The following is a 26,102-nucleotide window of genomic DNA, read 5'->3' as shown; positions in this document are numbered from 1 at the left end:
TTCGATGGGACACGAGTCCATGAATAGTTCTGCGGCTGATGCCGTGGTGGCGGAAGCATCGCTGATGATTTCCCGCCGCTATGGCGGCGAGCCTGAGCTGAGTGATATTCAACAGCTCACCGGCTCGGGCAATGCTGTGGTGCTTCGTGCCCGCACGACACCAAGTGCCTTCTTTCCACATCGGTCGGTCGTCATCAAGTACAACCCGGTCACCGGGCACACTATTGATGACGCTGCGCTTCTACGCGAAGTGGTGGCCTATCAATTCACCACGGCGCTGTCCGAAGAGGTCCGCCCCGGCCCAGTCCTGCTTGCGCACGATGTAGAAAAGCGCATCCTCGTCCTCACCGACGCGGGCGATGGCGACACCTTGGCGGATACCCTCGCCCACAGCAGCGATGAGGAGCGCGGCGAGCTGCTCCGATCCCTGGGCAGCGCGCTGGGCAAGATGCACGCAGGAACGGCGGGGCGCGAGGAGGATTACGAGGCCCTGCTGAACCGTCAGCTGCGCCGGCATCCTGAATACGCTGAGCACCAGGCGCTGCGTGATGATTCGCTGAAAAGCTCCATCATGATCGGCGCTGATATTCTCAGTGAGGCCGGACTGGAACCGCCGGAGCATTTCCGCGAATTGGCTCGCAGCGCCATGCAGAGCTTTAGCTCTGGCCGCAACCGCGCTTTTACTCCTTTCGATCTGTCTCCAGACAACATCATTGCGGGGACAACGCTAACCTTCCTGGATTATGAATGGGCTGGTTTCCGTAACGTTGGTTTCGATGTGGCCTGCGTTGTTGCTGGTTTCCCGCAATTCCTGTTCTCACGGCCGATTACCGATAGTGAAGCGGATGTCTTCATCCAAGCCTGGCAACGCCGCATCGTTGATGTGTGGCCCCAGTTTGCTGATGAGAAGACACTGCATGAATTGCTCGTGGCCTGCCTCATCGGCTGGGCTCTGTCGAGCGTGACCACCATGTATGCCGGTGGGATCGAAGGTGTTGTAGCTCTGGCGGAGGGCAATGCCGAGATTTATCGTGACCCGCGTCGCTCGCTGCTTCGTCGCTCCGATCAGGGCCCCTTCACCGAAGATGAGGCTCTCATCCGCCGTGATCTTTATGAAACCTTTGAGGCGCTGTCGCGGTTTGCCGCGCAGTGCAAGAATGATGGATGTTCCGCGGTGGCCGCTTTTGGCCGCGCAGTAGCTTCCCGTCTCCGGGAGTCCTGATGGGGCAGGAGTCACTCTTCGGCGATGACCAGTCAGCGCCACGCCTGCCGGGTGGCCCCGATATGTTTGCAACTCATTCCGGCTCACCCCTTGCCGCGCGCATGCGGCCGCAGAGCCTTGATGAAGTGGTGGGGCAGAAGCACCTACTGGAGCCGGGGACCCCGTTACGCCGGTTGGTGGAGGGTTCTGGGGAAGCCTCAGTCATCCTGTACGGCCCGCCGGGAACCGGAAAAACAACGCTAGCCTCCCTCATCGCTTCCTCGTTGGGGGATAACTTCATTGGGCTTTCTGCTCTGGACTCTGGTGTTAAGCAAGTCCGCGAAGTGATTACTCATGCGCGCCGCGAACTCATCGAAGGCCGCCGCACGGTGCTCTTCATCGATGAGGTACACCGCTTCTCCAAAACCCAGCAGGATGCATTGCTGGCGGCCGTCGAGAACCGTACTGTCCTTCTCGTGGCCGCGACCACCGAGAATCCTTCGTTCTCTGTGGTGGCGCCGCTGCTTTCGCGTTCGCTGCTGCTGCACTTGGAGCCGCTTGATGACGCCTCCCTTCGCAGCCTCGCGGAGCGGGCGCTGAAGAGTGAGCGCGGTTTGGCAGGGCGAATCACCGCTACGGAAGACGCTCTGGATCAGCTGGTGCTACTCGCCGGTGGTGATGCTCGACGCACACTGACCTACCTCGAGGCGGCTGCCGAAGCGGTGCCGGATGGCGGCGAGCTCACCGTCGACATTCTCAAAGACAACGTCAACCGCGCGGTGGTGCGTTATGACCGTGACGGGGACCAACACTATGACGTTGTCTCCGCCTTTATTAAGTCCATCCGCGGTTCCGATGTGGACGCCGCGTTGCACTACCTCGCCCGCATGATTGAGGCCGGCGAAGACCCGCGGTTCATCGCGCGCCGGCTCATCGTGCATGCCTCCGAGGATATCGGGATGGCCGATCCCACCGCTTTGCCCACCGCTGTGGCCGCCGCGGAGGCCGCGGCGCTGATTGGCCTGCCCGAGGCGCGCATCCCGCTGGCGCAGGCCACGATCCACCTGGCCACGGCGCCGAAGTCGAACTCCGTTATTAATGCCATCAACGCTGCCCAAGCCGATGTCCAGGCCGGTAAGAGCGGGCATGTCCCGCCACACCTGCGCGACGGCCACTACGAGGGCGCCAAGCGGTTGGGAAACGCCGTGGGCTACCAGTACCCGCATGATGATCCACGTGGTGTGCTAGCCCAGCAGTATTTGCCGGAGACGCTGGCCGATGCCGAGTATTATCAGCCCACCGACCACGGTGCGGAAAAACGGGTGCTCGAGTACCTGGGGAGGTTGCGGGACGTCATCCGGGGGCGGCGTCGCTAAGCACAGCACCGGACGGGTAAAGTTGAGCGCTGACTAGAAACCATTCAACAGTGAAGGACTTTTGCTCGTGAAGACTCATGAGATCCGGGAACGCTTTACCCAGCACTTCGTCAAGGCCGGCCACGAGGCCGTGCCCAGCGCATCGCTGATCCTGGATGACCCGAACCTGCTCTTCGTCAACGCCGGCATGGTTCCCTTCAAGCCCTACTTCCTGGGCCAGCAGAACCCGCCATTTGCTAACGGCACGGCAACCTCCATCCAGAAGTGCGTGCGTACTTTGGATATTGAAGAAGTAGGTATTACCACCCGCCACAACACCTTCTTCCAGATGGCAGGCAACTTCTCCTTTGGCCAGTACTTCAAGGAGGGGGCCATTACCCACGCCTGGAGCCTGCTGACGAACTCGGTAGAGGATGGCGGATTGGGCCTGGACCCGGAGCGTTTGTGGGTCACGGTCTACCTCGATGACGATGAAGCCGCCGATATCTGGCACGACAAGATCGGTGTTCCCCGCGAGCGCATCCAGCGCCTCGGCATGGAGGATAATTACTGGTCCATGGGCATTCCTGGCCCGTGTGGACCGTGCTCTGAGATTTACTATGACCGCGGTCCGGAGTATGGCCAGGACGGTGGTCCCGTCGAGGATGATGATCGCTACATGGAGATCTGGAACCTGGTCTTCATGCAGAACGAGCGCGGCGAAGGCATCGGCAAGGGCAACTTTGAAATCATTGGCGAGCTGCCCAAGAAGAACATCGATACCGGCATGGGCATCGAGCGCGTGGCTTGCATCCTGCAAGGGGTTGACAACGTCTATGAGACGGACCTGCTGCGCCCGGTCATCGACGTAGCCGAGGAGCTTACCGGTGCGAAGTACGTTCCGGATGCGCCGAAGGAAGACCTGATCCGTTTCCGCGTGGTGGCGGACCACTCGCGCACCGGAATGATGCTCATCTTGGATGGCGTTACCCCCGGTAACGAGGGCCGTGGCTATATCCTGCGCCGACTGCTGCGCCGCATCATCCGCTCCGCCAAGCTGCTGGGTGCGAAGGGTGAGACCATGGAGCGCTTCATGAACACCATCATGGACACCATGACCCCGTCCTACCCGGAGATCGCAGAAAACCGCGAGCGTATCCTGCGCGTTGCCCTGGCGGAGGAGAAGGCCTTCCTCAAGACCTTGGAGTCGGGCACCAAGCTTTTCGACGAAGCCGTGACCGAGCTGAAGAATACCTCCCGCGCAGCTACCCCGAAGGTCCTGTCCGGTGAAAAGGCCTTTGAACTGCACGATACCTATGGTTTCCCCATCGACTTGACCCTGGAAATGGCGCAGGAAGCCGGTTTAACCGTAGACATGGAAGGCTTCGACGCCGCCATGGGCGAGCAGCGCCGCCGTGCCAAGGCTGATAACCAGGCTAAGAAGCATGGTCATGCTGACCTGTCGCTCTACCGCGAGTGGGTGGATAACCACCCGACTCTGTTCACGGGTTATGAGACCTTGGAGTCCGAGGCCAAGGTACTCGGCCTCGTCCGCGATGGCGAGAAGGTCTCTGAAGTCCAAGCAGGCGACACCGTCGAGGTAATCCTGGACCAGTCGCCGCTCTACGCCGAAGCCGGTGGCCAGACCGCCGATCGAGGTCGGATCATTGCCGGTGAGACCCTCCTTGAGGTCAACGATGTGCAGAAGATCGGCAAGAAGCTGTGGGTCCACAAAGCTACGGTGACCGCCGGCGGCCTTGAGCTGGGCAATGGCGTGACCGCCGCAGTTGACGAGCAGTGGCGCCACGGCGCCGTGCAGGCGCACTCCGCCACGCACCTCATCCACGCCGCATTGCGCCAGGTGCTGGGCCCGACCGCGGTCCAGGCTGGTTCCTTGAACCGTCCGGGCTACCTGCGCTTTGACTTCAACTACACCGACCAGCTCACCCAGGAGCAGCTCGATGAGATCGCTTTGGTGACCAACCAGGCGGTGGACCAGCACTTCCCGGTCAATACCATCGAGACCTCCTTGGACAAGGCCAAGGAGATGGGTGCGATGGCCCTCTTTGGTGAGAATTACGGTTCCGAGGTCCGCGTCGTGGAGATGGGCGGTCCCTTCTCTATCGAGCTCTGCGGTGGTACGCACGTGAAGAACACTGCAGAGATCGGCCCGGTGTCTGTCCTCGGCGAATCCTCCGTGGGTTCGGGCGCGCGCCGCATCGAGGCTTATTCGGGCCTGGATGCATTCCGCTACTACTCGAAGGAGACCGCCCTCGTGGAGGGCGTCTCTCGCGAGCTTAAGGTCCAGACTGAGGACCTGCCCGAGCGCATCGCGCAGTTGACCGAGAAGCTCAAGGCCGCTGAGAAGCAAATTGCCGAGCTTCACAAGGCCCAGCTCATGTCCCAGACCGCAGAGATGATCTCGACGGCGAAGACCATCAACGATTTCACCCTCGTGGCTGTCAAGCTGCCTAAGGGCGTGAACGGCGGTGACCTGCGCACGCTGGCCTCCGATATCAAGAACCGCCTCGGCGATGTCGCTGCTGTGGTCGTCCTGGCATCGGAGAACGAGGGCGGCAAGATGCCATTCATCGTGGGTGCTACCAAGGCCGCCAACGAACGTGGCGTCAAGGCTGGAGACTTGGTTAAGCTGGTTTCCGGCTATGTTGACGGCAAGGGCGGCGGTAAGCCCGACATGGCTCAAGGCTCCGGCGTCAACATCGAAGGTCTGCAAGCGGCCTTCGACGCCGTCCGCGATGAGCTTGAAGCCCACTAACGAACGCGCAATAGTTGGCGTGCAGTTGTAGCCGACTCGCAGAATCAGGAGGAGCACGATGGCCGTAGAGCCTGACAAACCAGGCGTGGACGATCCCGGTCCGGGGCGCCGTTTGGGCCTCGACGTCGGTACTGTCCGCATCGGCGTGGCGGTATCTGACCGGGACGCGCGCTTGGCCATGCCGGTCGAAACCGTGCGGCGCGAGACCGGGTTTAAGGACCGCGACAAGGACGATATTGACCGTTTGCTCGACCTGATTCATGAGTATGATGCCGTCGAGGTGGCTGTTGGTTTGCCGCGTGATCTCAAAGGCAATGGCTCATCAAGTGTTAAACATGCCAAGGAAATCGCGTTTCGTATCCGCCGCCGCTTGGCAAAAGATGACAGGATGAAGGAACCTCCGCCCGTGCGCATGGTGGATGAGCGCCTCACTACGGTGGTGGCAACCTCTGCTTTGCGGGCCTCTGGCGTGTCAGAGAAGCGCGGTCGCTCGGTCATTGACCAAGCAGCCGCGGTGGAAATTTTGCAGTCCTGGCTGGATGCGCGCCATTTCGCGTTGAACGGCCACAGCCCTTCAAACGTAGGAGACGAAGTACGTGAGCCGTAAACCTTCACGCATCGGACGCTCGATGGAACCTCAATATGTCAAGCGCCGTCAGCGCGGCATGGCCGTGCTCATCGCGAGCTTGGTCCTTATCATTGGCGGACTCGGCTACATTGGCTTCCGCCTGCTGGGAGGAGGCAGTACCTTGGACTACGAGGGGCAAGGCAACGGTGTCACACAGCTCGTTCAGGTCCCAGAGGGCTCATCCATGGGTGAACTGGCACCCGAGCTGGCAGAGAAGAACGTGGTGAAAACATCCGAAGCTTTCTCCTCGGCGGCCAACTCCAACCCACGCGCAAGCCAAATCAAGCCCGGCTTCTACCGCCTACAGGAGGAGATGAGCGCGAAGGCCGCAGTCGAAGCGCTGCTCGATGAAGCCAATATGGTGGACCTCCTCGACGTCCAAGGCGGTGCCACGCTGCTTGACGTCAACGTGCTCGGCGGTGATGTTCGCTTCGGCATTTACTCCTTGATTTCCCAGGTTTCGTGCAAGGAAGGCGGCTGCGTCTCTGCTGAAGAGCTCGAGAAGATTGCGGCCACCGTGGACCCGGCTGAGCTCGGCGCACCGGAGTGGGCCTTGGAAGCGGTTCGCGCACGCGGAGAGGACCCGAAGCGCCTTGAGGGGCTGATTGCCCCGGGCCAGTACGTGCTGGATCCGAACATGGATGCCCAGGAGATTTTGACGGATCTGATCACCCGTTCGACGAAGAAGTACAACGACACCAACATCGTTGACCGCGCCCAAGCAATTGGTTTGAAGCCCTATGAGCTTCTGACTGCGGCTTCGCTGGTGGAACGCGAGTCCCCGGCCGGTGAATTCGACAAGGTTGCCCGCGTGATCCTCAACCGCCTCGATGAGCCGATGCGTCTCGAGTTGGATTCCACCGTAAACTATGGCCTCGAGGACGTGGAGCTGGCCACCACCGATGAGGACCGCCACCGCGAGACGCCGTGGAATACCTACGCCAAGGACGGTCTGCCTGATTCGCCGATTGCCTCGCCTTCGGAGGAAGCTATCCAGGCCATGGAGAACCCGGCGGAAGGTAACTGGCTCTTCTTCGTTACCGTCGATGACAAGGGCACCACGGTGTTTACCGATAACTACGATGAGCACCTTGCCAACGTCGATGATGCGGTGCGCTCCGGCATCCTAGACAGCCAGCGCGAGGCCGTTGGTGAGCAGCCGGCCGAGGAGCAGTAATCTGATGCTGCGCGCCGCAGTCTTGGGCAGCCCCATTGCCCATTCGCTTTCACCAGTCCTGCATAACGCAGGCTATGAAGCCCTGAACCTGAAGGAGTGGGACTATACCAAGCATGAGGTGACGGACTTGTCGGCTTTTCTCGCCGAAGTAGGCGAGGAGTATTGCGGTTTCTCTGTCACCATGCCGCTCAAGTTCGATGCACTCGCCTACGCAGATATAGTCAGCGAGCGAGCTGAGCTCATTGGCTCCGCGAACACCTTGGTGCGCACCCCGGAAGGGTGGCGCGCGGATAACACGGATACCGAAGGCGTGCTGGGCGCGCTCGATGAGCTTCTGGGCTCTTCCCAGCCGTCTTCGGCGCTGCTCGTCGGCTCCGGCGGAACCGCGCGGCCGGTCCTGTGGGGGCTGGCTCAGCGCGGCGTGAAAGACGTTACCGTGTTGAATCGCTCCGACCGTTTAGCTGAGCTGCGCCCGCTCGCTGAGGCCCTCGGTCTCACGCTCCATGCGGCAACATTTGAGGATGATCTAGCCGGGCTTGCGAGAGCAGCAGATCTCCTTGTCTCCACCGTGCCCTCTGCTGCGTTGGAGGGATACCTGACGCAGCTGGCCAAGGCGCCGGTCTTTGACGTTATTTATGATCCGTGGCCTACTCCGCTCACTGTGTATGCGGCCGCTGATGGCTATCCGACGGTCGGCGGGCACATCATGCTGGCGAACCAGGCTTATTCGCAATTTGAACAATTTACCGGGCACACCGCCCCGCGGGCAGAAATGCTGGCGGCGCTCAATAAGGCGCTCAAGCTGCCCTAAGCAATTCCCCGCAGCTTAGCGCGTGCGTCTTATCCGCCCACGCGGTAGGCTGCGGCACCATGGGGGAGTTGCTTTTCTTGGCGTGGGGGTGCGCCTTAATTATTTATGACCTGCGTTTCAAACGCCTGCCTAACTATCTGACCCTGCCCGCCGCAGTCTTATCGCTGTGTTGGTTCAGCGTGGCCGGGCTGCTGTGGCCGGGTCTCTACGTGGTGATGGCGTTGCTAAGCCGCGCCGGAAGCATCGGCGGGGGAGACCTCAAACTGGCGCTGCCGCTGGGAATTGTGACCGCCCATGCGGCGGGAGTATCGGGGGTTGCGCTGGCGATGATGGGGGCGTCGTTAAGCACGGTACTCTGGGGCTATATAACCAGGGATAGGACACCTGCGCATGGACCCGGGATGCTGATTGCCGCAGGACTTGTCGTGATATTTAGCCCCGACACGGTGTGATAGTCGGCCTAGTGGCCCCGAAGGAAACCCTGGCGTGTGATAATAGTCCGCATGCTTCGTTGGACTACCGCAGGTGAATCTCACGGCCAGGCACTCGTTGCACTCATTGAGCACATGCCAGCCGGGGTTCCCATTTCTCAGGACGATATTGCTCTCCAGCTCTCTCGCCGCCGCCTCGGTTACGGCCGCGGCGCACGCATGAAGTTCGAGGCCGATGATCTCACTCTGCTCAGCGGAATCCGCCACGGACTTACCCTGGGCAGCCCCATCGCCATCATGATCGGCAACACGGAGTGGCCAAAGTGGACCACCATCATGTCGCCCGAGGCCTTGGATCTTGAGGACCCAGAGGTCGCTAAAGCCATGGCCTCCGGTCGCGGTGCCCCGCTGACTCGTCCGCGTCCCGGTCATGCAGATTTCGCTGGAATGGTGAAGTTTGATCACTCCGAGGCTCGCCCCATCCTGGAGCGCTCTTCCGCACGCGAGACCGCAGCTCGCGTCGCCGCAGCCACTGTTGCACGCAACTTCCTCCGCGAGACCTTGGGCGTGGAAGTTCTTTCCCACGTCATCTCGATTGGTGCTTCCGCGCCTTATAAGGGCCCGCACCCCAGCTTTGCGGACATCGAGGCCATCGACGCCTCTCCGGTTCGCGCCTGCGATAAGACCGCAGAGGAGTCGATGATCTCAGAAATTGAGACCGCTAAGAAGCAGGGCGATACCCTCGGCGGCATTGTTGAGGTCATCGTGGAAGGCCTGCCGATTGGCTTGGGCTCGCATACCTCGGGCGAGGACCGTCTCGACGCACAGCTCGCCGCCGCCTTGATGGGTATTCAGGCGATCAAGGGCGTTGAAGTGGGTGATGGCTTCGCTGAGGCGCGCCGTCGCGGAAGCGAGGCACACGATGAAATGGTGCGCACTGATGAGGGCGTGGACCGGGAGACCAACCGTGCTGGTGGCTTGGAAGGCGGTATGACCAACGGTCAGACGCTGCGTTTGCGTGCGGCGATGAAGCCGATTTCTACCGTCCCGCGGGCCCTGAAGACCGTCGATATGTCCACCGGTGGGTCAGCCACTGCCATCCATCAGCGTTCTGATGTCTGCGCCGTTCCGGCGGCTGGCGTCGTGGCCGAGGCTATGGTGGCCCTCGTGCTTGCGCGTGCCGTGCTGGAGAAGTTTGGCGGAGATAGTTTGGCTGAGACCAAGCGGAACATCGCCGCCTACCAGGAATATGTAGCCGGCCGTTTGGAGTGGGGTGAAGCATGAACTCCCCGCACGTCGTTCTCGTAGGGCCTCCTGGCTCCGGAAAGACCACGATCGGCAGGCGCCTGTCGCGGGCGCTGAACTGCGAGGTTGTTGATTCTGATGCCCTCATTGAGGCCCGCTACGGTAAGGCTTGCGGCGAGGTGTTTTCCGAGCTGGGCGAACCGAAATTCCGTGAGGTAGAAGCTGAGGTTGTGCGGGAGGCACTCGCTACCACCGGCGTGGTGAGTCTGGGCGGCGGAGCAGTGCTGTCCGAATCTACGCGAGCCCTGCTCGATTCCCTGACTGTCGTATTCCTCGACATCACTCCCGAAGAAGGCGTAACCCGCACGCTGGGGGATAGCAACCGTCCCGTGCTGGAGTCAGCGGACCCGCTGGCGCACTACACCCAGCTTTTGGAAACGCGCCGGCCTCTCTACAGCGAGGTCGCTGACTTAAAGGTGCGCACTGGTGTGCGCTCCCCGCAGCAGGTAGTGGGTGACATCTTGAGCTTCCTCGAAACCCTCTAGGAAGACGAACCTTTTTACCCGCTACTTGTCGACGCCTCACGAACCCTGCGACCCCAGCCGAAGGAGCACCGCTCATGCACACCATTGCTGTTAATGGACCATCACCTTATGAGGTCACTCTTGGCGGTGGCTTGAGTACCGCCATGATTAAGCGCGCCGCGGCGATTGGCGCGGCTAAGGTCGCTATCATCCACCAGCCGCCGCTCGCGCAGGCTGCTCATGCCCTAGTTGACCAGGCTCGAACACAGGGGATTGAGGCCACCGCAGTTGCAGTCCCCGATGCTGAAGCCGCAAAGCAGCTCGACGTGCTTGCCCACTTGTGGGATATCTTTGGCGAGGCAGGTTTTAGTCGCCGCGACGCTGTCATTGGCCTAGGCGGTGGTGCGGTCACAGACCTGGCTGGGTTTGCTGCGGCGACGTGGATGCGCGGCATCCCTGTGATCCAAGCACCGACGACGTTGCTCGCCATGGTGGATGCCGCCGTGGGTGGCAAAACCGGCATTAACACGACGTCAGGAAAGAACCTGGTTGGGGCTTTCCACGAGCCGGACTCAGTCTTTGTTGATCTGGATCATTTGCGCACGCTGCCGGCCGAGGAAATCGTCGCCGGTTCTGCAGAAATCATCAAGACTGGCTTCATCCATGACCCGCAGATCATTGAGCACTACCTGAAGGACCCCGCTGCATGCCTTGAGCCCGACGGCCTGCTGCCGGAGCTCATCGAGCGCTCCATTGCGGTCAAGGCACACGTGGTGGGCCAGGATTTGAAGGAATCCGGGCTGCGCGAGACACTTAATTACGGCCACACCTTCGGTCACGCCGTGGAGCGTCGCGAGAATTACTCGTGGCGCCACGGCCGCGCGGTAGCGGTCGGCATGATGTTCATTGCCCACCTATCCCACGCGCGCGGGCTTATCGATGCCAACCTCGTGGCCACGCACCGCGACATCTTGACCCGTATCGGGCTCCCGACCACTTATGAACAGGGCCACTTCGAGGAGCTGCTGGATGCAATGCGCCATGACAAGAAGAACCGCGGCGGCCACATCCGCTTTGTAGCACTCACCGGGATCGGGGAAACCACGCGCCTGGAAGACACCACTGATGAGGAGCTGCGCGCAGCCTACGCGCAGCTCACCGCATAGGAATTCAAGGAGTTCGCCATGACCATTCTCGTCCTCAACGGCCCGAATCTGAACCGCCTGGGCAAGCGCCAGCCAGAAATCTATGGCAGCGAAACTTTGCAGGATGTAGAGACTCGCATCCGCGCGGCGGCGGGGGAGGAAGAGATCGTCTTCTTCCAATCCAACCACGAGGGCGAACTCATCGAACAGGTGCATCGCGCCGCCGACGAACGTTGGCCCGTCATCATCAACCCGGGTGGTTTCACGCATACGTCGGTGGCACTGCGTGATGCCTTGGCGGAGGTGGCTGATGGCGCCGGGTTTGTCGAGGTACACCTATCCAATGTGCATGCGCGTGAAGCATTCCGGCAGCACTCTTATCTGAGCCCCATTGCGCGCGGTGTCATCGCGGGCCTTGGCTCTTATGGCTATGTCGCCGCACTGGGGTACTTCCTGGCACATTAGCTATCATGGAGTATCGCTTGAAATGATTGGAGTGGTTCTCTCATGGCATTAGCCGATACTCGTTATGGCAACCGCCGCCGCAAGCTCATGACTGAGCTGACTGGCCAGCGCATCGACGCCATTATCGTTACCCACCTGACGCACGTGCGCTATCTGACTGGTTTCTCCGGATCGAATGGCGGCCTGCTGCTACGCAAAGACCTCTCCGCGGTTATGGCTACAGATGGTCGCTACACCACGCAAATTGCGGAAGAGGTTCCGGATATCGAGGCCAGCCTCGGTCGCGATGTGGGCCCGCACTTGCTGGGGCAGGTTTCTCAAGATCTGCGCGTGGGCTATGAAGCCGACTACGTCACCGTCTCGCAGCTGGAGCGCCTGGAGAAGGCTAAGCCGGAGGGCGTGACGCTGGTTCCGGTCAGCGGCGTGATTGAGAAGATTCGCTTGGTCAAGGACCACGTTGAGCTGCAGAAGCTCGAAGAAATCGCCGCCCTGGCCAACCAGGCACTCACCGACCTCGTGGAGGCCGGGGAAGTTGCCGCTGGACGCACGGAACGCCAAGTTGCTGCTGATTTGGAGTACCGCATGCGCATGCTCGGCTCAGAGCGCGTGAGCTTTGACACCATCGTGGCCTCCGGCGAGAACTCCGCAAAGCCGCACCATGGCGCGGATGATCGGGAGCTGCGTAAGGGTGACCTGGTCACTATTGATTTCGGTGCCCACTTGCGCGGCTTCAACTCCGATTGCACCCGCACCTTTGCTATCGGTGAGGCAACGGACTTCGCCCGTGAGATCTATGACGTCGTTCTGCGCGCCCAGGAGGCGGGCGTGAAGGCAGCGGTGCCAGGCGCCAAGCTTGTTGACGTCGACGCGGCCTGCCGCGACATCATCACTGAGGCAGGCTATGGCGAGTACTTTGTTCACTCCACTGGCCACGGAATTGGTCTCGATGTGCACGAAGGGCCCTCCGCTGCGAAGACCGGAAAGGGCGAGCTGGTCGAAGGCATGACGTTGACCATTGAGCCGGGTATATACGTTCCCGGCAAGGGTGGTGTGCGCATCGAGGACAGCCTCTTTATTACCTCAGGCGCGCCGAAGATCATTACCGCCTACCCGAAGGAACTTCAGGTGCTGTAACCAGCACCCCTTCGCGCCGCTGGTGCGGCGCGTGAGGTATGCTTAGACACTGTTTTCATAGTTTCGACTACAAGTTATTTGGGAGAGTCATTTCATGGCAGATACCACTGATTTCAAGAACGGCCTCGTTCTGAAGATCGACAACAAGCTGCAGCAGATCGTTGAATTCCAGCACGTCAAGCCTGGCAAGGGTCCTGCATTCGTGCGCACCAAGCTCAAGGATGTGGTCTCTGGCAAGGTCACCGACAAGACCTTTAACGCTGGCGTGAAGGTGGAGACCGCCAACGTTGACCGTCGCGACATGACCTACCTGTACAACGACGGCCAGAACTACGTGGTCATGGATGATAAGACCTACGAGCAGTACGAGCTGCCATTTGATAAGTTCGGCGACGCCGGCAAGTTCCTCCTGGAAAACATGCGTGTTCAGGTCTCCTTCCACGACGGCGAGGCTCTGTTCGGAGAACTGCCGATCTCCGTTGACCTGAAGGTTGAGCACACCGAGCCGGGTCTGCAGGGTGACCGCTCCAACGGTGGCACCAAGCCGGCGACGCTCGAGACCGGCGCCGAAATCCAGGTGCCGCTGTTCATCGAGACCGGTAACACCCTCAAGATCGATACCCGCACTGGCGAGTACCTCTCCCGCGTCAACAACTAAGATGACCCGACCAGAGCCTAACTTTAAGCGGCACACCGCGCGCTACCGTGCGCGCCGCCGAGCTGCGGATATTCTCTTCGAAGCAGAATCACGCGACGTTGATCCGGTAGCTATCGTGGAAGACCGCGTCGAGCTTGCTCGCGATCCGGAAAACGGCGTGGCGCCGATCGCGGACTACACCCGCGAGATTGTCAGCGGAGCAGCTGAAGAGCTGGATGCCATCGACGATGCGATTGCTCGTTACCTCTCCAGCGAGTGGTCGCTTGAACGCATTCCCGCCGTTGACCGCGCGATCATGCGCGTATCGGTATGGGAAATCCTCTTCAACGCGGATGTTCCGAATGCTACCGCGCTTGTCGAAGGCGTGGAGCTTGCTTCCGAATACTCCAATGACAAGGCCGCGCCTTATATCCATGCGGTGCTGGATGACGTCATCCAAGCCCAGTCGGCGGATAGCCCGATGGCCCCGGCCTCTGCTGAGGAGCCCGCGGAGCCCGCTGAGACCGCGGAAACGGAAGGGGACACCAAGTAGAACCCCACCGCTAGCGTTAGCTGTTTCGCTAGCTCTTTTCAGAAAAACTCCGGCCAGCTATCCTTTGTGAACTGGCCGGAGTTTTGACTTGGATGGGTTCAAATAGAAAACTGCCCTAGTTGCCAAAGTTTTTCGCCCCGCTGCAGGCGGCAAGATCTGGCCAGATCTTTGGCAACTAGGGCAGTTGGTGCGGTGGTGCTGCGCGTGCGTCGGTGGTTGCAGTGCAGCGCGCTAGAGCAGCGAAGAGAGGAAATCCTTCGTCCGCTGGTGCTGAGGATTCTCTAGGACCTGCTCCGGGGTGCCGGTTTCGATGACGCTGCCGCCGTCCATGAAGACGATCGTGTCGGCGACTTCTCGGGCAAAGCCCATCTCGTGGGTGACGACGAGCATGGTCATGCCATCGGCGGCAAGTTCCTTCATCACGCGGAGCACCTCGCCGACGAGCTCGGGGTCGAGGGCGGAGGTGGGCTCGTCGAAAAGCATCAGCTTTGGATCCATGGCCACAGAGCGGGCAATGGCGACGCGCTGCTGCTGACCACCGGAAAGCTGGACCGGGTAGGCGTCTGCCTTGTGGGCGAGGCCCACCTTTTCCAGCAGCTCCATGGCCTTCTTCTTTGCCTGCTCCGGGTTCTGCTTCTTTACCTGAACGGGGGCCTCGATGATGTTTTCCAGGACCGTGCGGTGGCTAAATAGATTGAACTGCTGAAAGACCATGCCGATATCCTGGCGCTGGGCTGCGGCTTCCTTCTCGGAGATTTCATAGAGCACGCCATTACGTTCGCGGAAACCGATGAGCTCGCCGTCGATGTAGAGGCGGCCGGCCGTGACCTTCTCCAAGTGATTGCAACAGCGCAGGAAGGTGGACTTGCCGGAACCGGAGGGACCCAAGAGGCAGGTGACCTCGCCGGGCATGACGGTGAGGTCAATGCCTTTGAGCACCTCGAGCTGACCGAAAGACTTGTGCACATTTTGTGCGGAAATCATGGGAGTCGGCATTAGTTCTTTACCTCCGGGATGACAGAGACGTTGCGGGGGATAGTTCCTTCGGCATCCGCTAGCGCGGCCAGCTGGCGGCCGGTGAGCTCGCGGGTGGCGCCACGTTCGAAGCGGCGCTCCAAGAAGTACTGGCCCACCATAAGAAGCGAGGTGATGGCCAGGTACCACGTCGCCGCCACCATGAGTAGCGGAATGGGCTCGAAGAGTGCCGCGGAGATATCCGTAGCGCGGCCGAAAATCTCCGCCGTGTAGGGAATGGCCACCACAAGAGAAGAAGTCTTGAGCAGTGAAATGAACTCGTTGCCGGTCGGCGGGATGATGATGCGCATGGCCTGCGGGAGCACCGTGCGGCGCATGGTCATCCACCAGCCCATTCCCAGGGCCTTGCTGGCTTCCTTCTGGCCTTCGGGTACAGAGGAGATACCGGAACGGACAATTTCCGCCATATACGCGGCCTCGTTCAGTCCCAAGCCCAAGACGGACAGGAGGAATGCGTTATTGAGTACCTCGGTGAGGGAAATTTCCGTAAAACCGAGGTTGATGGATTGGTAGAGAGCTGAAAGCAGACCCCAGAAGACGAGCTGCACGTAGATTGGGGTGCCGCGGAAGAGCCACAGGAAGACCCAAGACACACCGCCCAGCACGGGGTTGGGGGACATACGCATGACGGCGAGGGCGGCGCCGCCCACGACGCCGATGATCATTGCCAGAATCGTAATGGCAATGGTGTGGAGTGCCGCGGTAGCAATCCGAGTATCAAAAAGATACTGGAAGTAGGTGCCCCACCCGAAAGCCTCGTTGCGCGCCGAGGAGATGATGAACCATATGGCAAGGAGAGCAAGGAGGGTAGCGAAGACCCAGCGCCAGGGGTGGCGCAGTGGGCGGGCTTCGATCTTTTGTAGGGTAGTCGAAGCCGACGAATCCGACGCTGCCGGGAGAGAGGAATTAGTCATTGATCGGCCTTTCGTTAATCATTGCGTGTTCGACGAGTCCGTCGGTAACGCCCCATTTATCGAGAATCTCTGCGTATGCCCCAGTATCGATGAGGTGCTGAAGTGCGGCCGCCACGGCAGGGCCGAGGTCGGAATCCTTTGGCACGGCGAAGCCGTAGGGTGCGGCGTCGAACATCTCGCCGACCATGGACATGCGCCCATCCGAGCGGTTAACCGCCCATGCGGAGACCGGCGAATCTGCTGAGAGCGCGTCTGCGCGGCCCATCAAGACCGCCAGGGCAGCGTTATCGCTGGTGTCATAAGGCAGGATAGTGAGGTCGCCATCGCAGGCCTCTTGCTTTGGACGCAAATCGTCGGTCTCAGACACCGTGGTGCGCTGCACCGCGACGGTGAGTCCACAGGGATTAGATGGGTCTACCTCGTTGGGGCCATCAGTGAGCTTCGCCCACTGAATGCCGGCGTAGAGAATATCGACGAAGTCGAAGTTCTCGCGCCGCTCATCGGTATCGGTGAACCCGGAACCGCCGAGATCAATCTGTCCCGACTGAACCGCCGGCAAGATCATGGAGAAATCTTGCTCCACCGGCTGGAATTCGAGCCCCAACACTTGGGCGACTGCATTGGCCAAGTCCATTTCCAACCCGATGAGTGAGCCATCGGAATCCTTGAACTCGAACGGTGCGAAAGGCGGGTTCGTGCCTACAGTGAGGACTCCATCGGCGTCCTCATACATCGCGGCAATCTCGGGAACTTCGTCTACCTTGGGCTCGGACCAGCCTTCTGGCAGTGCCGGCTCTTCGTTGGTGACGCAGCCGGAGAGCGTCGCCGAGGCTAGCGCTCCGACGACGCCCACGATGGCCGTTTTCTTAATCATGTTTTAACTCTCTTGGTAGCTTGCGGCCTTGCGCCGGTCCACAACGATGAAAATGGCCACGATGATACCGCCAATCGCGAACATCAGCAGGATGAGCGGCGTGGAAGCATCTTGGTCAGCGCCCCACGGCCACAACGCGCGCAGGGAGCCGAGCATGAAGCCGGCCATGGCCGCAAGGGTAATGTCGCGGTGATTATCCAGCAGGTAGTTCAACACCTTGACGAAAGCTGCGAGGCCGCACACCGCGCCAAGTGCGAAGACACCCACGACGAGCATGTTGCGGTCCGAGACTGCACCGATGATGGGCGCGTAGAGGCCCATAGTCAGCAAGATAAGGGAGCCTGAGACACCAGGGAGAACCAGCGCGCACACAGTCACCATGGCCGCTAGGAAGACCACGATTAGGTTGGGGTCTTCTACTGGGGTTGAGGTAAAGCCGGTGACGAAGAAGATGGCGATGGCGGCAATAACAAGCGCGGCTATGGACGCGGGTGAAAAACGCGACATCATGCTCAGCGGCACGAAGATAGAGACGGCGACCATGCCGAGGAAGAGGGCGCTGGATAGCGAAACCTGGCCCTCCACAAAGTTATGGAGGATCGTGGAGAAGCCGAAAACGGCGGCGAACATGCCGACGGCTACGGAGACGAGGAAGCCCCATTCGACCTTCTTGAAACGGCCGGAGAGGAGATCATTGGCGTTATGCAAAGCGCGCTCATAGATACCGACGATGAGTGCAACGGTGCCGCCGGAGATTCCGGGGACTAACTCGGCCATGCCAATAAGGGCGCCGCGAATGGCGTTAAAAAGATAATGCATAAACCGAAAGTAACCTTGACTGTCTACCCGGTGGGATTGCCGTGCCGGGAAGAGTGGGTGAGCAGATGACTTTTTATTCTCTCACCGCACAACAGGCTTATGCAAACTATTCAATTTACGGAAGGTTATACGCCTTTACAGTGGCAGGCGCTTGGCCACCTCGCCGTAGATCGAACCCAGGATGGCGAAGGCAGCGAGGCCTACAAGGCCGTCGAGAAGCACGGTGTAGAAAGTGTTGAGCTGCGGATCCTCCGAGGATGCGGCAGACTTGCGCAGCTCCTGGTAGTAGGAGGAACCTTCCACCTTGGTGGAAACCTCTTTGTCGGCGCTCGATTCTGCGGCAGTAGCCACGGTGGTGCCACCCAGAGTAAGGGCAACTGCGGTGCTCAAAGCGATGATGGTGCGACGCATAGTAACGGGTTCCTTTCAGTTGAAAACGCTAACACCCCACAACAGACTCTGTTGTGGGGTGAAATTGTGCCCCTGGTGAGACTCGAACTCACACTACACGGGTTTTGAATCCGTTGCCTCTGCCAATTGGGCTACAGGGGCGCACAAGCAACGATAGTAGCGCAGCTGACCAATGTGAACCTAATTGCCTGCCTAATGCCCTCAACGGTGCCGCTCCGTGCAACACGTTAGGATGGGCCGGGTGACTACTTCTCAGCCCCGACTCTTACTCATTGACGGCCACTCCATGGCTTTTCGCGCATTTTATGCATTGCCCGCGGAGAACTTTTCAACCTCGGGTGGCCAGCACACGAACGCTGTGTACGGATTCCTTTCTATGTTGGCGAATATCCTGGCCGAGGAGAAGCCAGACTTCGTCGCTGTAGCCTTCGATGTGGGCCGCAAGACCTTCCGCACCGACATGTTCCCCGAGTACAAGGCGCAGCGCGAGGCCGCCCCCGAAGAGTTCCGCGGCCAGGTTGAGCTTATTCGGGACGTACTGGAAACGCTGGGTATCACCACGCTCTCGCGCGAGAATTTCGAGGCCGATGACATCGTGGCCACGTTGTCCACCCAGGCGGGCGCGGATTATCAGACCTTCTTGGTCACCGGTGACCGCGACTATTTGCAGCTTGTCGACGACTCCACGACCGTCCTCTATCCCATGCGCGGGGTGTCCAAGCTGCATCGTTTTACTCCGGAGGCAGTGAAGGAGAAGTATGGCCTGAGCCCCGAGCAGTACCCAGATTTCGCAGCCCTGCGAGGCGACCCTTCCGATAACCTGCCGTCTGTCCCTAAGGTGGGGGAGAAAACCGCCACGAAGTGGATTACCCAGTATGGCTCCCTCGATGCCCTCATTGAGCATGCCGAAGAAATTAAGGGCGTGGCGGGGCAGAACTTCCGCGATCGCATTGAGCAGGTCAAGCTCAACCGACAGCTCACCCAGATGGTGACGGATATGGACCTAGAGGTCGGCCCGGCGGATTTGGAATTCAAGGGTGCGGTGGCTAGCGAGGTCGCGGCACGTTTCGATGAGCTGGAGTTCGGTACCAACCTGCGCGAGCGGGTCCTCAACGCTGTTCCTCATGACGCCGCCGCTGAGGCTGCTGCAGTAGAGGAAGCGCCAGAGGTATCGGTGACCGTGGTGGAGACGCCGCTGGCTGAGTGGCTCAAGGGCAAGGAACATGTCGCGGTATTCGTGCAGGGCGATGGGACTCCAGGTGCCGGAGATGCGGCAGCGCTAGCCCTGGTCGATTCAGCTTTTGAAGGGCTCCAGATTGAATTAGCGGACCTGGATGCGAAAGACGACGCCGCCCTGGCCGCGTGGTTGTCATCAGATGCACCGAAGTACTTGCACGAGGCAAAGGCTGCTTGGCACATGCTGGCGGGGCGAGGAATTGAGCTGCGTGGAATTGCCCATGACACAGCTCTCGCCGCCTACCTCCTGCGCCCGGGTCAGCGCACGTATGCGTTGACGGACGTGTCCCAGCGCCATCTGCAGAAGTCCCTGGGCGCGGCGACGGAGCAGCTTTCCATCTTGGATGAGAACCCGCTGGTGGATCAGGCCGGTGCGATTATGGAGCTGGCCGCCGAGCTGACTGCTCAACTCCAAGAGATTGACTCCTTCGAACTGTATACCGACCTTGAGTTGCCGCTCGTGAGCATCCTGGCCCAGATGGAGGCCGCTGGTATTGCCGTTGACCGTGATGTTTTGGAAACGCAGCGTGATGCTTTCATTGAGCAGGTCAATGAGCAGGAACGTGCCGCCCGCGAGCTGGCTGGTGATGATTCTCTTAATCTGAACTCCCCGAAGCAGTTGCAGGCAGTGCTCTTCGATACCTTCGATATGCCGAAGACGAAGAAGACCAAGACGGGTTATTCGACTGCCGCTAAGGAAATTGAGCAGCTTGCTGCCACGCACCCGCACCCCTTCCTAGACCACCTGCTGGCGCACCGCGAGTACCAGAAGATGAAGACGACGCTGGAGGGGCTCATCAAGACCATTCAGCCGGATGGTCGTATTCACACCACGTTTAACCAGACGGTGACCTCAACCGGACGCCTGTCGTCGACGGAGCCGAACCTGCAGAATATCCCGGTGCGCACGGAGGCTGGACGCCAGATCCGTTCGGCCTTCGTGGTTGGTGAAGGCTACGAGACCTTGATTACGGCCGACTACTCGCAGATTGAGATGCGCGTCATGGCGCACCTCTCCGCTGATCCGGGGCTCATTGAGGCCTACCGCGAGGGCGAAGACCTCCACAACTATGTCGGCTCCAAGGTCTTTGACGTTCCGGTAGACGAGGTCACCCCGGAGCTGCGCCGCCGAGTCAAGGCCATGTCCTATGGCTTGGTCTATGGTCTCTCAGCCTTCGGCTTGTCGCAACAGCTGGGAATTCCGGCACGTGAGGCCAAAGAGATTATGGAGAGCTACTTCGAGCGTTTCGGTGGCGTGAAGCGTTACCTCGACGAGGTTGTCGTGCAAGCCCGAAAGGATGGCTACACCTCCACGGTCTTCGGGCGCCGCCGTTACCTGCCGGAGTTGAACTCTGATAACCGTGTTGCCCGTGAAAATGCGGAGCGAGCCGCCTTGAACGCACCCATCCAGGGAACTGCAGCAGACATCATCAAGGTGGCCATGATCCGCGTGGACAAAGCACTGGAAGCTTTGGCCTCGCGCGTCTTGCTTCAGGTTCACGATGAGCTCGTCGTGGAGGTGGCTCCCGGCGAAGCGGAGGACGTACAGCGCATCTTGGAGCGAGAGATGGACAAGGCTATCGAGTTGACTGTGCCCCTTGAAGTTTCCGTTGGTGTGGGCAAGAACTGGGATGCTGCGGCGCACTAGGCCTTAGGCCAAGCCCACCGCGCGCTCGTCCTCGGTGGGCGAGCGGCGCTCGACCAAACACCCGGCGAGGAGGTCGAATGGGGTTTGTCCCAGCAGTAGGACGCTGAGGCCGAGGATACCCAGGATGGTTGCCTCCACGAAGGGGAGTCCTGTCAACGCCAGAAGTGTGAGAAGGAGCCAGCTGTTGCGAACGGCTGCGCTGCCGATTCCGGGATGCTCAGCAATGACTTCTAGCTTCAGCGACCACTTGCCCAGGGAGGTCTGCGTTGCCGCCTCTACCCACACTCGGTAGACGTAGAAGGCGAGTGCGAGGGCGACGATGTCATAGACAGCGCCCGCCCGACCGCTCAGCACTCCATCAGCGATGAAATTAATGAGCCATTTGAGCGCCACGATGATGGCAGCGGCGAGAAAGGCATCAATCCACCAGGCCACTGTGCGGCGCACGAAAATCCCGAGGCGTTCTAGAAGCATGGCTGTCAGCTTAGTTCGCTGCAGCCGATTGATTCGATACCAGGGGAGGCAGTGTCTGACCTAACGTGCTTCGCACACGAAGATGACGGTGCCGGGGAAAATTGCACCTCGTTCTGGAGACCACTGGCCCCACGTGATGTCGAGGCGCTCTGGCCACTCGGGTTCGATGAGGTTGCGAATCTCGAAGGAACCGCGAACCTGTAGTGCTCGCACCCAGTCGCCCATCGTGCGGTGAAACTCGGCATAGCTAAGCTCACCGTTGGCATCCTGCTCCAGGTAGGCGCGTTCAAAATAGGACAGTTCTGCTGTGAGGTTCTGGGGATCGTCGGGGAAGACCCAGCGCATTGGGTGTGGCACGGAAAAGACGAAGCGACCATGAGGGCGCAGAACACGGTGCACTTCGCGCAGTGCCTGGTCAAGGCCGGCCACGAAAGGCAAGGCGCCGAAGGCAGAAAAGGCGATGTCAAAGGCTTCATCACGATAGGGAAGTGCTAAGGCATCAGCCTGAACGAGCGGTAGGCCACCCTCGGCATGGGAAAGCATGCCGGACGAGAGATCGAAGCCCGTCGCAAAGCGCGCGCGTCCCTGTAGCCACTGCGTGCAAGGCGCGGAGCCGCAGCCGAGCTCGAGGACGGTCGCGGAGGAGACGTCGCCAAGCAGCTGTACATCAACCTCGTGCAGCATCTCGGGGCACCAGTAGAAAGAGGATAGATACTCGGGGTGTTCCGCGTGGTAGGAATCGGCGTCACGATCCCAAAAATCACGATTGGCTGAGGACGCAGAAAAAGCTGCAGAAGACATTGATCTTTTTCGATTCTTATTCCATGGCGCATTTGCCGTTTTAGCTGCGAGGATGTAGGGTCGTACGGGCGTGTCTATGACTCGGGACGCGCTGGGCTACTGTAGGAGAGCTCAGCTCGGCTGCGAGTCGGGATTGAAATCCATCTTAAGCCCTGCGCATCCGCGCTGCTTAATGACGCTTTTCAAGAGACACGTAACTGTCCAATTACGATCTCCTACGTTTATTCGGAGCATAACTACATGCCAACTTCTAACACCCCTCAGGTTGCGATCAACGACATCGGAACCGCAGAGGATTTCCTCGCTGCCGTCGACGCCACCATCAAGTACTTCAACGATGGTGACATCGTCGAGGGCACCGTGGTCAAGGTTGACCACGATGAGGTCCTGCTCGACATCGGTTACAAGACCGAAGGCGTCATCCCGTCCCGCGAGCTCTCCATCAAGCACGACGTCAACCCGGATGAGGTTGTCGAGGTCGGCGACGAGATCGACGCTCTTGTTCTCACCAAGGAGGACAAGGAAGGCCGTCTGATCCTGTCCAAGAAGCGCGCACAGTACGAGCGCGCTTGGGGCGCCGTCGAAGAGCTGCACGCCAAGGAAGAGCCGGTCACCGGTACCGTCATCGAGGTTGTCAAGGGTGGTCTCATCCTGGACATCGGCCTCCGTGGCTTCCTCCCGGCTTCCCTCGTTGAGATGCGCCGCGTTCGCGACCTGGAGCCGTACATCGGCCAGGAGCTCGAGGCCAAGATCATCGAGCTGGACAAGCAGCGCAACAACGTTGTCCTGTCCCGCCGCGCATACCTCGAGCAGACCCAGTCCGAGGTCCGCTCCGAGTTCCTGCACCAGCTGCAGAAGGGCCAGGTCCGCAAGGGCGTTGTCTCCTCCATCGTCAACTTCGGCGCCTTCGTCGATCTCGGCGGTGTCGACGGCCTGGTTCACGTTTCCGAGCTGTCCTGGAAGCACATCGACCACCCGTCCGAGGTTGTCACCGTGGGCGACGAGGTCACCGTCGAGGTTCTCGACGTCGACCTGGACCGCGAGCGCGTGTCCCTGTCCCTGAAGGCAACCCAGGAAGATCCGTGGCGCGTCTTCGCCCGCACCCACGCTGTGGGCCAGATCGTCCCGGGCAAGGTCACCAAGCTCGTTCCGTTCGGCGCCTTCGTTCGCGTCGAGGAGGGCATCGAGGGCCTCGTCCACATCTCCGAGCTGGCTCAGCGCCACGTGGAGGTTCCGGACCAGGTTGTCAACGTTGGCCAGGAAGTCATGGTCAAGGTCATCGACATCGACCTCGAGCGTCGCCGTATCTCCCTGTCTGTTAAGCAGGCAGATGAGGACTACACCGACGAGTTCGATCCGTCCAAGTACGGCATGGCTGACTCCTACGACGAGCAGGGCAACTACGTGTTCCCGGAGGGCTTCGACCCGGAGACCAACGAGTGGCTCGAGGGTTACGACGAGCAGCGCCAGGCTTGGGAGGCTCGCTACGCAGAGTCCGAGCGTCGCTTCAACCTGCACACCGCTCAGATCGAGCGCAACCGTGCTGCAGCTGCTGAGGCCGCTGAGTCTGCTGCCAACTCCAACTACTCTTCCGAGTCTCAGGATGCAGCTCCGGCATCCGATTCTCAGGCAGAGGTTGGCGGCTCCCTCGCATCCGACGAGCAGCTCGCTGCTCTGCGCGACAAGCTCGCTGGCAACTAAGAACTAAACTCTCTCGCATCGGCTTTGCCGATGCGCCCGAGAATCTCGTTCTTTAAGCAAAGGCCGCTTCTCCCCGCTGTGGGAGTGGCGGCCTTTCGCGTATCCTAAGCCGGTATGAAGCTCATCGGACTCACCGGCGGTATCGGCAGCGGAAAATCGACAGTGGCGCAGCTTCTCCTGCGCCACGGCTGGGTATTAGTGGATGCTGATCACATAGCCCGGGACATCGTCGAACCGGGGCAACCAGCGCTCACTGAGTTAGCGGACGCATTCGGGGAAGATATTCTTCAAGCCGATGGAAGTCTCGATCGTGGTCTGCTGGCTTCCCGCGCCTTTGCCAGCCGGGAGAAGACCGATCTCCTCAACTCCATTACGCACCCGCGTATTCAGGAGGAGACCCAGGCGCGCTTCGACTCCGCGCGCCGCGCTGGGGCCGACTTCGTGGTTTATGACATGCCGCTCCTCGTGGACAAGGGCCTTCACAAAGATATGGACGCCACCATCGTCGTTGATGTTGATGTGGAGGAGCGGGTGCGCCGCCTTGTGGAGTATCGCGGGTTGGATGAGGAGGACGCGCGCCGCCGGATAGCGGCGCAGATCCCGGACGATGTGCGCCGCGCCGCTGCTGATTTCATCATTGACAACAACGGCGCTCGCGACGAGCTCGATGCGCAGGTTGACGGGGTCGTCGACAAGCTCCGCTCCCGGCTCGCCTAGGAACGCTTTTAGCTAACGCGTCGCTACGACATCAGAGACTTCAATGTGGTCGTTGTTTTCCATGTCTTCGCCCACAAAGTCGAGGTCAGTGCGCATGAGCATGGTGTTGTAGTCGTGCCAGGACGTCAGTGTGTAATAGAGGTGCTGATCGTCCTGGTTTGGCAGGACGAAGGGGGCATAGGTGTCATTGAGCGGCTGGCCGCTGACCACCTTCGTGGTCTTGTCACTCACCAGCATGCGGCGCGGTGACCATGGGCCTTCGGGGCTATCGGCCGTGCGCATGACGATGCCTTCGCCCTCCACCCCGTACATAGTGACGTATTTGCCCAAGTAGTGGTTGTAAGCCACGGAGAGTTCGGAGACCTTGCCGTCGAGCACCTCGGTGGCGCGCGCCGGATTCTTCACCCAGGAGCCGTCAGAGTAGTAGCTGAAGGCGTCTTCATTAGGAAACTCCGACTTCAGCGCGCGGGACAAATATGCCGGGCCGCGGCGGCCGTTGCCGGTGGTGAAGCGGTAAATGTACTCGCCGTGCTCGATGAAGGCTGATTGCTGAAGCTTCTCAAACCCTTCACGGTAGTTGGGGCCGCCGGGAATCGGCGCGTTCGCACCGTGGCTAGCGTTGGTTCTAGTGGCCTCTGGCACTGCGCGCCACGTGACCCCGCCATCAGTCGACTTCATGGTCGCACCAAAGTTGGTGGACCAGCCGGTCTTCGGATCATGCCATGAGCGCACCGACATGTAGTCGATGTAGTGCACGCCGTCGACGACAATGCCTGCTGTGGGGATAGTGGTGCGCTCACCGTTGGTGTCTTGGTCTCCCACTTTCTGGGAAGGGATGAACTCCTTAGCCCGGCCTTTAGCTGACCATCCAGAGTTAGTTAGTGCTTCCTCCAGGCGCAGGCCGTCACCATAGTCGTGGTCACTCGTGCGCAAAAGGAGGTTGGAGCGCCACCCGTCGCCCTCGCTTGAGCAATCCATGGAATCGCCGAAGACGTAGTAGGAGCGGCCCGCGCCATCCGAGTAGGCGATGCCGAGGTCAGTTCCGGAAATATCAAACTTCCGGTCGGTGCGATTGGGAGAACCGGCACCAGTGATGAGCTGCATGATTTGGGTCGGCCCGCCGCTGATCTGGCGTTGGTTATAGTTGCTGCGCTGTGGCGCTTCAGTATTGTCTGAACTGCTGGACCGGGAAGAACTGCCGAGCAGGGCCTCGAGCCCACCGAGCGAAGAGCCGGAAGTCTCGGGTTTCGACGTGAAGCTGCCGGACCTCGAGTAGGCCGTACACGGTGAAGCGTGGGCCGCGGGAGAGTGGGTCACGATAGCGACAGGCACTAGTCCGGCAATGGTCAATGCGCTGGCAAGAGAACGAAACTTCATGTCAGCCGATTCT

At 60.2% G+C, this 26,102-nt stretch carries 25 protein-coding genes and 1 tRNA gene; 17 read left to right on the top strand and 9 right to left on the bottom strand.

Annotated features, from left to right (window positions below; genetic code table 11):
- Nucleotides 1–19 precede the first annotated feature (19 nt).
- The 14 genes from CAURI_RS07295 (at nt 20) to nusB (ending at nt 14,082) form a co-directional block, all read left to right on the top strand.
- The gene (locus CAURI_RS07295; protein ID WP_012715067.1) at nt 20–1,222 is read left to right on the top strand and encodes a phosphotransferase; all 1,203 of its coding nucleotides are present in this window, start codon (nt 20–22) and stop codon (nt 1,220–1,222) included.
- Complete coding sequence (locus CAURI_RS07290; RefSeq protein ID WP_010190143.1) at nt 1,222–2,577, top strand: replication-associated recombination protein A; 1,356 nt, start codon at nt 1,222–1,224, stop codon at nt 2,575–2,577. The genes CAURI_RS07295 and CAURI_RS07290 overlap by 1 nt, the downstream gene beginning before the upstream one ends.
- 67 nt (nt 2,578–2,644) lie before the next feature.
- Nucleotides 2,645–5,332, top strand: coding sequence for an alanine--tRNA ligase (gene alaS, locus CAURI_RS07285; RefSeq protein ID WP_010190142.1), 2,688 nt, complete (start codon nt 2,645–2,647; stop codon nt 5,330–5,332).
- Between the two features lie 58 nt (nt 5,333–5,390).
- Complete coding sequence (gene ruvX / locus CAURI_RS07280; protein WP_010190141.1) at nt 5,391–5,939, top strand: Holliday junction resolvase RuvX; 549 nt, start codon at nt 5,391–5,393, stop codon at nt 5,937–5,939.
- Between the two features lie 22 nt (nt 5,940–5,961).
- Nucleotides 5,962–7,137, top strand: a complete 1,176-nt coding sequence (gene mltG / locus CAURI_RS07275; protein ID WP_012715066.1) for an endolytic transglycosylase MltG — start codon at nt 5,962–5,964, stop codon at nt 7,135–7,137.
- A gap of 4 nt (nt 7,138–7,141) precedes the next feature.
- Complete coding sequence (locus CAURI_RS07270; protein ID WP_010190139.1) at nt 7,142–7,948, top strand: shikimate dehydrogenase; 807 nt, start codon at nt 7,142–7,144, stop codon at nt 7,946–7,948.
- A gap of 59 nt (nt 7,949–8,007) precedes the next feature.
- On the top strand, nt 8,008–8,400 hold the full coding sequence (locus CAURI_RS07265) for a prepilin peptidase (RefSeq protein WP_010190138.1): 393 nt from the start codon (nt 8,008–8,010) through the stop codon (nt 8,398–8,400).
- A 51-nt stretch (nt 8,401–8,451) separates the two neighbouring features.
- Nucleotides 8,452–9,663 carry a chorismate synthase gene (gene aroC / locus CAURI_RS07260; protein ID WP_012715065.1) on the top strand — a complete coding sequence of 404 codons (1,212 nt, stop codon included), beginning with the start codon at nt 8,452–8,454 and terminating at the stop codon, nt 9,661–9,663.
- Nucleotides 9,660–10,169: a shikimate kinase gene (locus CAURI_RS07255; protein WP_010190134.1), complete on the top strand. Its 510-nt coding sequence runs from the start codon at nt 9,660–9,662 to the stop codon at nt 10,167–10,169. Before aroC ends, CAURI_RS07255 begins: the two co-directional genes overlap by 4 nt.
- 74 nt (nt 10,170–10,243) lie before the next feature.
- Nucleotides 10,244–11,314, top strand: coding sequence for a 3-dehydroquinate synthase (aroB, locus tag CAURI_RS07250; RefSeq protein WP_010190132.1), 1,071 nt, complete (start codon nt 10,244–10,246; stop codon nt 11,312–11,314).
- Nucleotides 11,315–11,332: 18 nt separating this feature from the next.
- Nucleotides 11,333–11,758, top strand: a complete 426-nt coding sequence (gene aroQ / locus CAURI_RS13795) for a type II 3-dehydroquinate dehydratase (protein ID WP_010190130.1) — start codon at nt 11,333–11,335, stop codon at nt 11,756–11,758.
- 42 nt (nt 11,759–11,800) lie between these two features.
- Nucleotides 11,801–12,892 carry a M24 family metallopeptidase gene (locus tag CAURI_RS07240; protein WP_010190128.1) on the top strand — a complete coding sequence of 364 codons (1,092 nt, stop codon included), beginning with the start codon at nt 11,801–11,803 and terminating at the stop codon, nt 12,890–12,892.
- Between the two features lie 94 nt (nt 12,893–12,986).
- On the top strand, nt 12,987–13,550 hold the full coding sequence (gene efp / locus CAURI_RS07235; protein WP_010190126.1) for an elongation factor P: 564 nt from the start codon (nt 12,987–12,989) through the stop codon (nt 13,548–13,550).
- 1 nt (nt 13,551) lies between these two features.
- Nucleotides 13,552–14,082 (top strand): transcription antitermination factor NusB, encoded by a 531-nt coding sequence (nusB, locus tag CAURI_RS07230; RefSeq protein ID WP_010190124.1) that lies wholly within the window; start codon nt 13,552–13,554, stop codon nt 14,080–14,082.
- Between the two features lie 231 nt (nt 14,083–14,313).
- On the opposite strand, the gene CAURI_RS07225 is transcribed toward nusB, so the two are convergent.
- From CAURI_RS07225 to CAURI_RS07200, 6 genes are all read right to left on the bottom strand, one after another.
- Entirely contained in the window at nt 14,314–15,078 is a 765-nt protein-coding gene (locus CAURI_RS07225) for an amino acid ABC transporter ATP-binding protein (RefSeq protein WP_010190121.1), read from the bottom strand.
- Entirely contained in the window at nt 15,078–16,031 is a 954-nt protein-coding gene (locus tag CAURI_RS07220) for an amino acid ABC transporter permease (protein ID WP_010190120.1), read from the bottom strand. Before CAURI_RS07220 ends, CAURI_RS07225 begins: the two co-directional genes overlap by 1 nt.
- Complete coding sequence (locus tag CAURI_RS07215; RefSeq protein WP_010190118.1) at nt 16,024–16,905, bottom strand: ABC transporter substrate-binding protein; 882 nt, start codon at nt 16,903–16,905, stop codon at nt 16,024–16,026. The genes CAURI_RS07220 and CAURI_RS07215 overlap by 8 nt, the downstream gene beginning before the upstream one ends.
- Nucleotides 16,906–16,908: 3 nt before the next feature.
- Nucleotides 16,909–17,724 (bottom strand): DUF368 domain-containing protein, encoded by an 816-nt coding sequence (locus tag CAURI_RS07210; protein WP_010190115.1) that lies wholly within the window; start codon nt 17,722–17,724, stop codon nt 16,909–16,911.
- Nucleotides 17,725–17,859: 135 nt separating this feature from the next.
- Nucleotides 17,860–18,135, bottom strand: coding sequence for a hypothetical protein (locus tag CAURI_RS07205; protein WP_010190113.1), 276 nt, complete (start codon nt 18,133–18,135; stop codon nt 17,860–17,862).
- 67 nt (nt 18,136–18,202) lie between these two features.
- Nucleotides 18,203–18,276: transfer RNA gene (locus CAURI_RS07200), tRNA-Leu, on the bottom strand.
- Between the two features lie 91 nt (nt 18,277–18,367).
- Here CAURI_RS07200 and polA point away from each other — a divergent pair.
- Nucleotides 18,368–21,019, top strand: a complete 2,652-nt coding sequence (gene polA / locus CAURI_RS07195; protein WP_029158980.1) for a DNA polymerase I — start codon at nt 18,368–18,370, stop codon at nt 21,017–21,019.
- A 3-nt stretch (nt 21,020–21,022) separates the two neighbouring features.
- Here polA and CAURI_RS07190 read toward each other — a convergent pair whose 3' ends face one another.
- Together CAURI_RS07190 and CAURI_RS07185 are read right to left on the bottom strand one after the other, a co-directional pair.
- On the bottom strand, nt 21,023–21,493 hold the full coding sequence (locus CAURI_RS07190) for an RDD family protein (protein ID WP_010190108.1): 471 nt from the start codon (nt 21,491–21,493) through the stop codon (nt 21,023–21,025).
- A 60-nt stretch (nt 21,494–21,553) separates the two neighbouring features.
- The gene (locus tag CAURI_RS07185; protein ID WP_010190106.1) at nt 21,554–22,294 is read right to left on the bottom strand and encodes a class I SAM-dependent DNA methyltransferase; all 741 of its coding nucleotides are present in this window, start codon (nt 22,292–22,294) and stop codon (nt 21,554–21,556) included.
- 240 nt (nt 22,295–22,534) lie between these two features.
- On the opposite strand from CAURI_RS07185, the gene rpsA reads away from it, so the two are divergent.
- Nucleotides 22,535–23,995: a 30S ribosomal protein S1 gene (gene rpsA, locus CAURI_RS07180; protein ID WP_010190105.1), complete on the top strand. Its 1,461-nt coding sequence runs from the start codon at nt 22,535–22,537 to the stop codon at nt 23,993–23,995.
- 114 nt (nt 23,996–24,109) lie between these two features.
- Entirely contained in the window at nt 24,110–24,712 is a 603-nt protein-coding gene (gene coaE / locus CAURI_RS07175) for a dephospho-CoA kinase (RefSeq protein ID WP_010190103.1), read from the top strand.
- A 12-nt stretch (nt 24,713–24,724) separates the two neighbouring features.
- On the opposite strand, the gene CAURI_RS07170 is transcribed toward coaE, so the two are convergent.
- Nucleotides 24,725–26,089: a DUF4185 domain-containing protein gene (locus tag CAURI_RS07170; RefSeq protein WP_010190101.1), complete on the bottom strand. Its 1,365-nt coding sequence runs from the start codon at nt 26,087–26,089 to the stop codon at nt 24,725–24,727.
- Between the last annotated feature and the right edge of the window lie 13 nt (nt 26,090–26,102).

It is taken from the genome of Corynebacterium aurimucosum ATCC 700975, from assembly GCF_000022905.1.
GTDB lineage: Bacteria > Actinomycetota > Actinomycetes > Mycobacteriales > Mycobacteriaceae > Corynebacterium > Corynebacterium aurimucosum_F.
The sequence above is the reverse complement of the archived record's forward strand: the minus strand, read 5'-3'. Positions and strand labels throughout refer to the sequence as shown.

Coding starts and splice junctions, on each gene's coding strand:
- CAURI_RS07255 (WP_010190134.1), top strand. CDS start 9,660: ATGAACTCCCCGCACGTCGTTCTCGTAGGGCCTCCTGGCTCCGGAAAG.
- rpsA (WP_010190105.1), top strand. CDS start 22,535: ATGCCAACTTCTAACACCCCTCAGGTTGCGATCAACGACATCGGAACC.
- ruvX (WP_010190141.1), top strand. CDS start 5,391: ATGGCCGTAGAGCCTGACAAACCAGGCGTGGACGATCCCGGTCCGGGG.
- CAURI_RS07170 (WP_010190101.1), bottom strand. CDS start 26,089: ATGAAGTTTCGTTCTCTTGCCAGCGCATTGACCATTGCCGGACTAGTG.
- polA (WP_029158980.1), top strand. CDS start 18,368: ATGGGCCGGGTGACTACTTCTCAGCCCCGACTCTTACTCATTGACGGC.
- CAURI_RS07205 (WP_010190113.1), bottom strand. CDS start 18,135: ATGCGTCGCACCATCATCGCTTTGAGCACCGCAGTTGCCCTTACTCTG.
- CAURI_RS07240 (WP_010190128.1), top strand. CDS start 11,801: ATGGCATTAGCCGATACTCGTTATGGCAACCGCCGCCGCAAGCTCATG.
- CAURI_RS07190 (WP_010190108.1), bottom strand. CDS start 21,493: ATGCTTCTAGAACGCCTCGGGATTTTCGTGCGCCGCACAGTGGCCTGG.
- aroQ (WP_010190130.1), top strand. CDS start 11,333: ATGACCATTCTCGTCCTCAACGGCCCGAATCTGAACCGCCTGGGCAAG.
- efp (WP_010190126.1), top strand. CDS start 12,987: ATGGCAGATACCACTGATTTCAAGAACGGCCTCGTTCTGAAGATCGAC.
- CAURI_RS07220 (WP_010190120.1), bottom strand. CDS start 16,031: ATGACTAATTCCTCTCTCCCGGCAGCGTCGGATTCGTCGGCTTCGACT.
- aroC (WP_012715065.1), top strand. CDS start 8,452: ATGCTTCGTTGGACTACCGCAGGTGAATCTCACGGCCAGGCACTCGTT.
- CAURI_RS07290 (WP_010190143.1), top strand. CDS start 1,222: ATGGGGCAGGAGTCACTCTTCGGCGATGACCAGTCAGCGCCACGCCTG.
- coaE (WP_010190103.1), top strand. CDS start 24,110: ATGAAGCTCATCGGACTCACCGGCGGTATCGGCAGCGGAAAATCGACA.
- CAURI_RS07225 (WP_010190121.1), bottom strand. CDS start 15,078: ATGCCGACTCCCATGATTTCCGCACAAAATGTGCACAAGTCTTTCGGT.
- CAURI_RS07265 (WP_010190138.1), top strand. CDS start 8,008: ATGGGGGAGTTGCTTTTCTTGGCGTGGGGGTGCGCCTTAATTATTTAT.
- aroB (WP_010190132.1), top strand. CDS start 10,244: ATGCACACCATTGCTGTTAATGGACCATCACCTTATGAGGTCACTCTT.
- CAURI_RS07185 (WP_010190106.1), bottom strand. CDS start 22,294: ATGTCTTCTGCAGCTTTTTCTGCGTCCTCAGCCAATCGTGATTTTTGG.
- CAURI_RS07210 (WP_010190115.1), bottom strand. CDS start 17,724: ATGCATTATCTTTTTAACGCCATTCGCGGCGCCCTTATTGGCATGGCC.
- nusB (WP_010190124.1), top strand. CDS start 13,552: ATGACCCGACCAGAGCCTAACTTTAAGCGGCACACCGCGCGCTACCGT.
- CAURI_RS07215 (WP_010190118.1), bottom strand. CDS start 16,905: ATGATTAAGAAAACGGCCATCGTGGGCGTCGTCGGAGCGCTAGCCTCG.
- CAURI_RS07270 (WP_010190139.1), top strand. CDS start 7,142: ATGCTGCGCGCCGCAGTCTTGGGCAGCCCCATTGCCCATTCGCTTTCA.
- CAURI_RS07295 (WP_012715067.1), top strand. CDS start 20: ATGAATAGTTCTGCGGCTGATGCCGTGGTGGCGGAAGCATCGCTGATG.
- mltG (WP_012715066.1), top strand. CDS start 5,962: ATGGAACCTCAATATGTCAAGCGCCGTCAGCGCGGCATGGCCGTGCTC.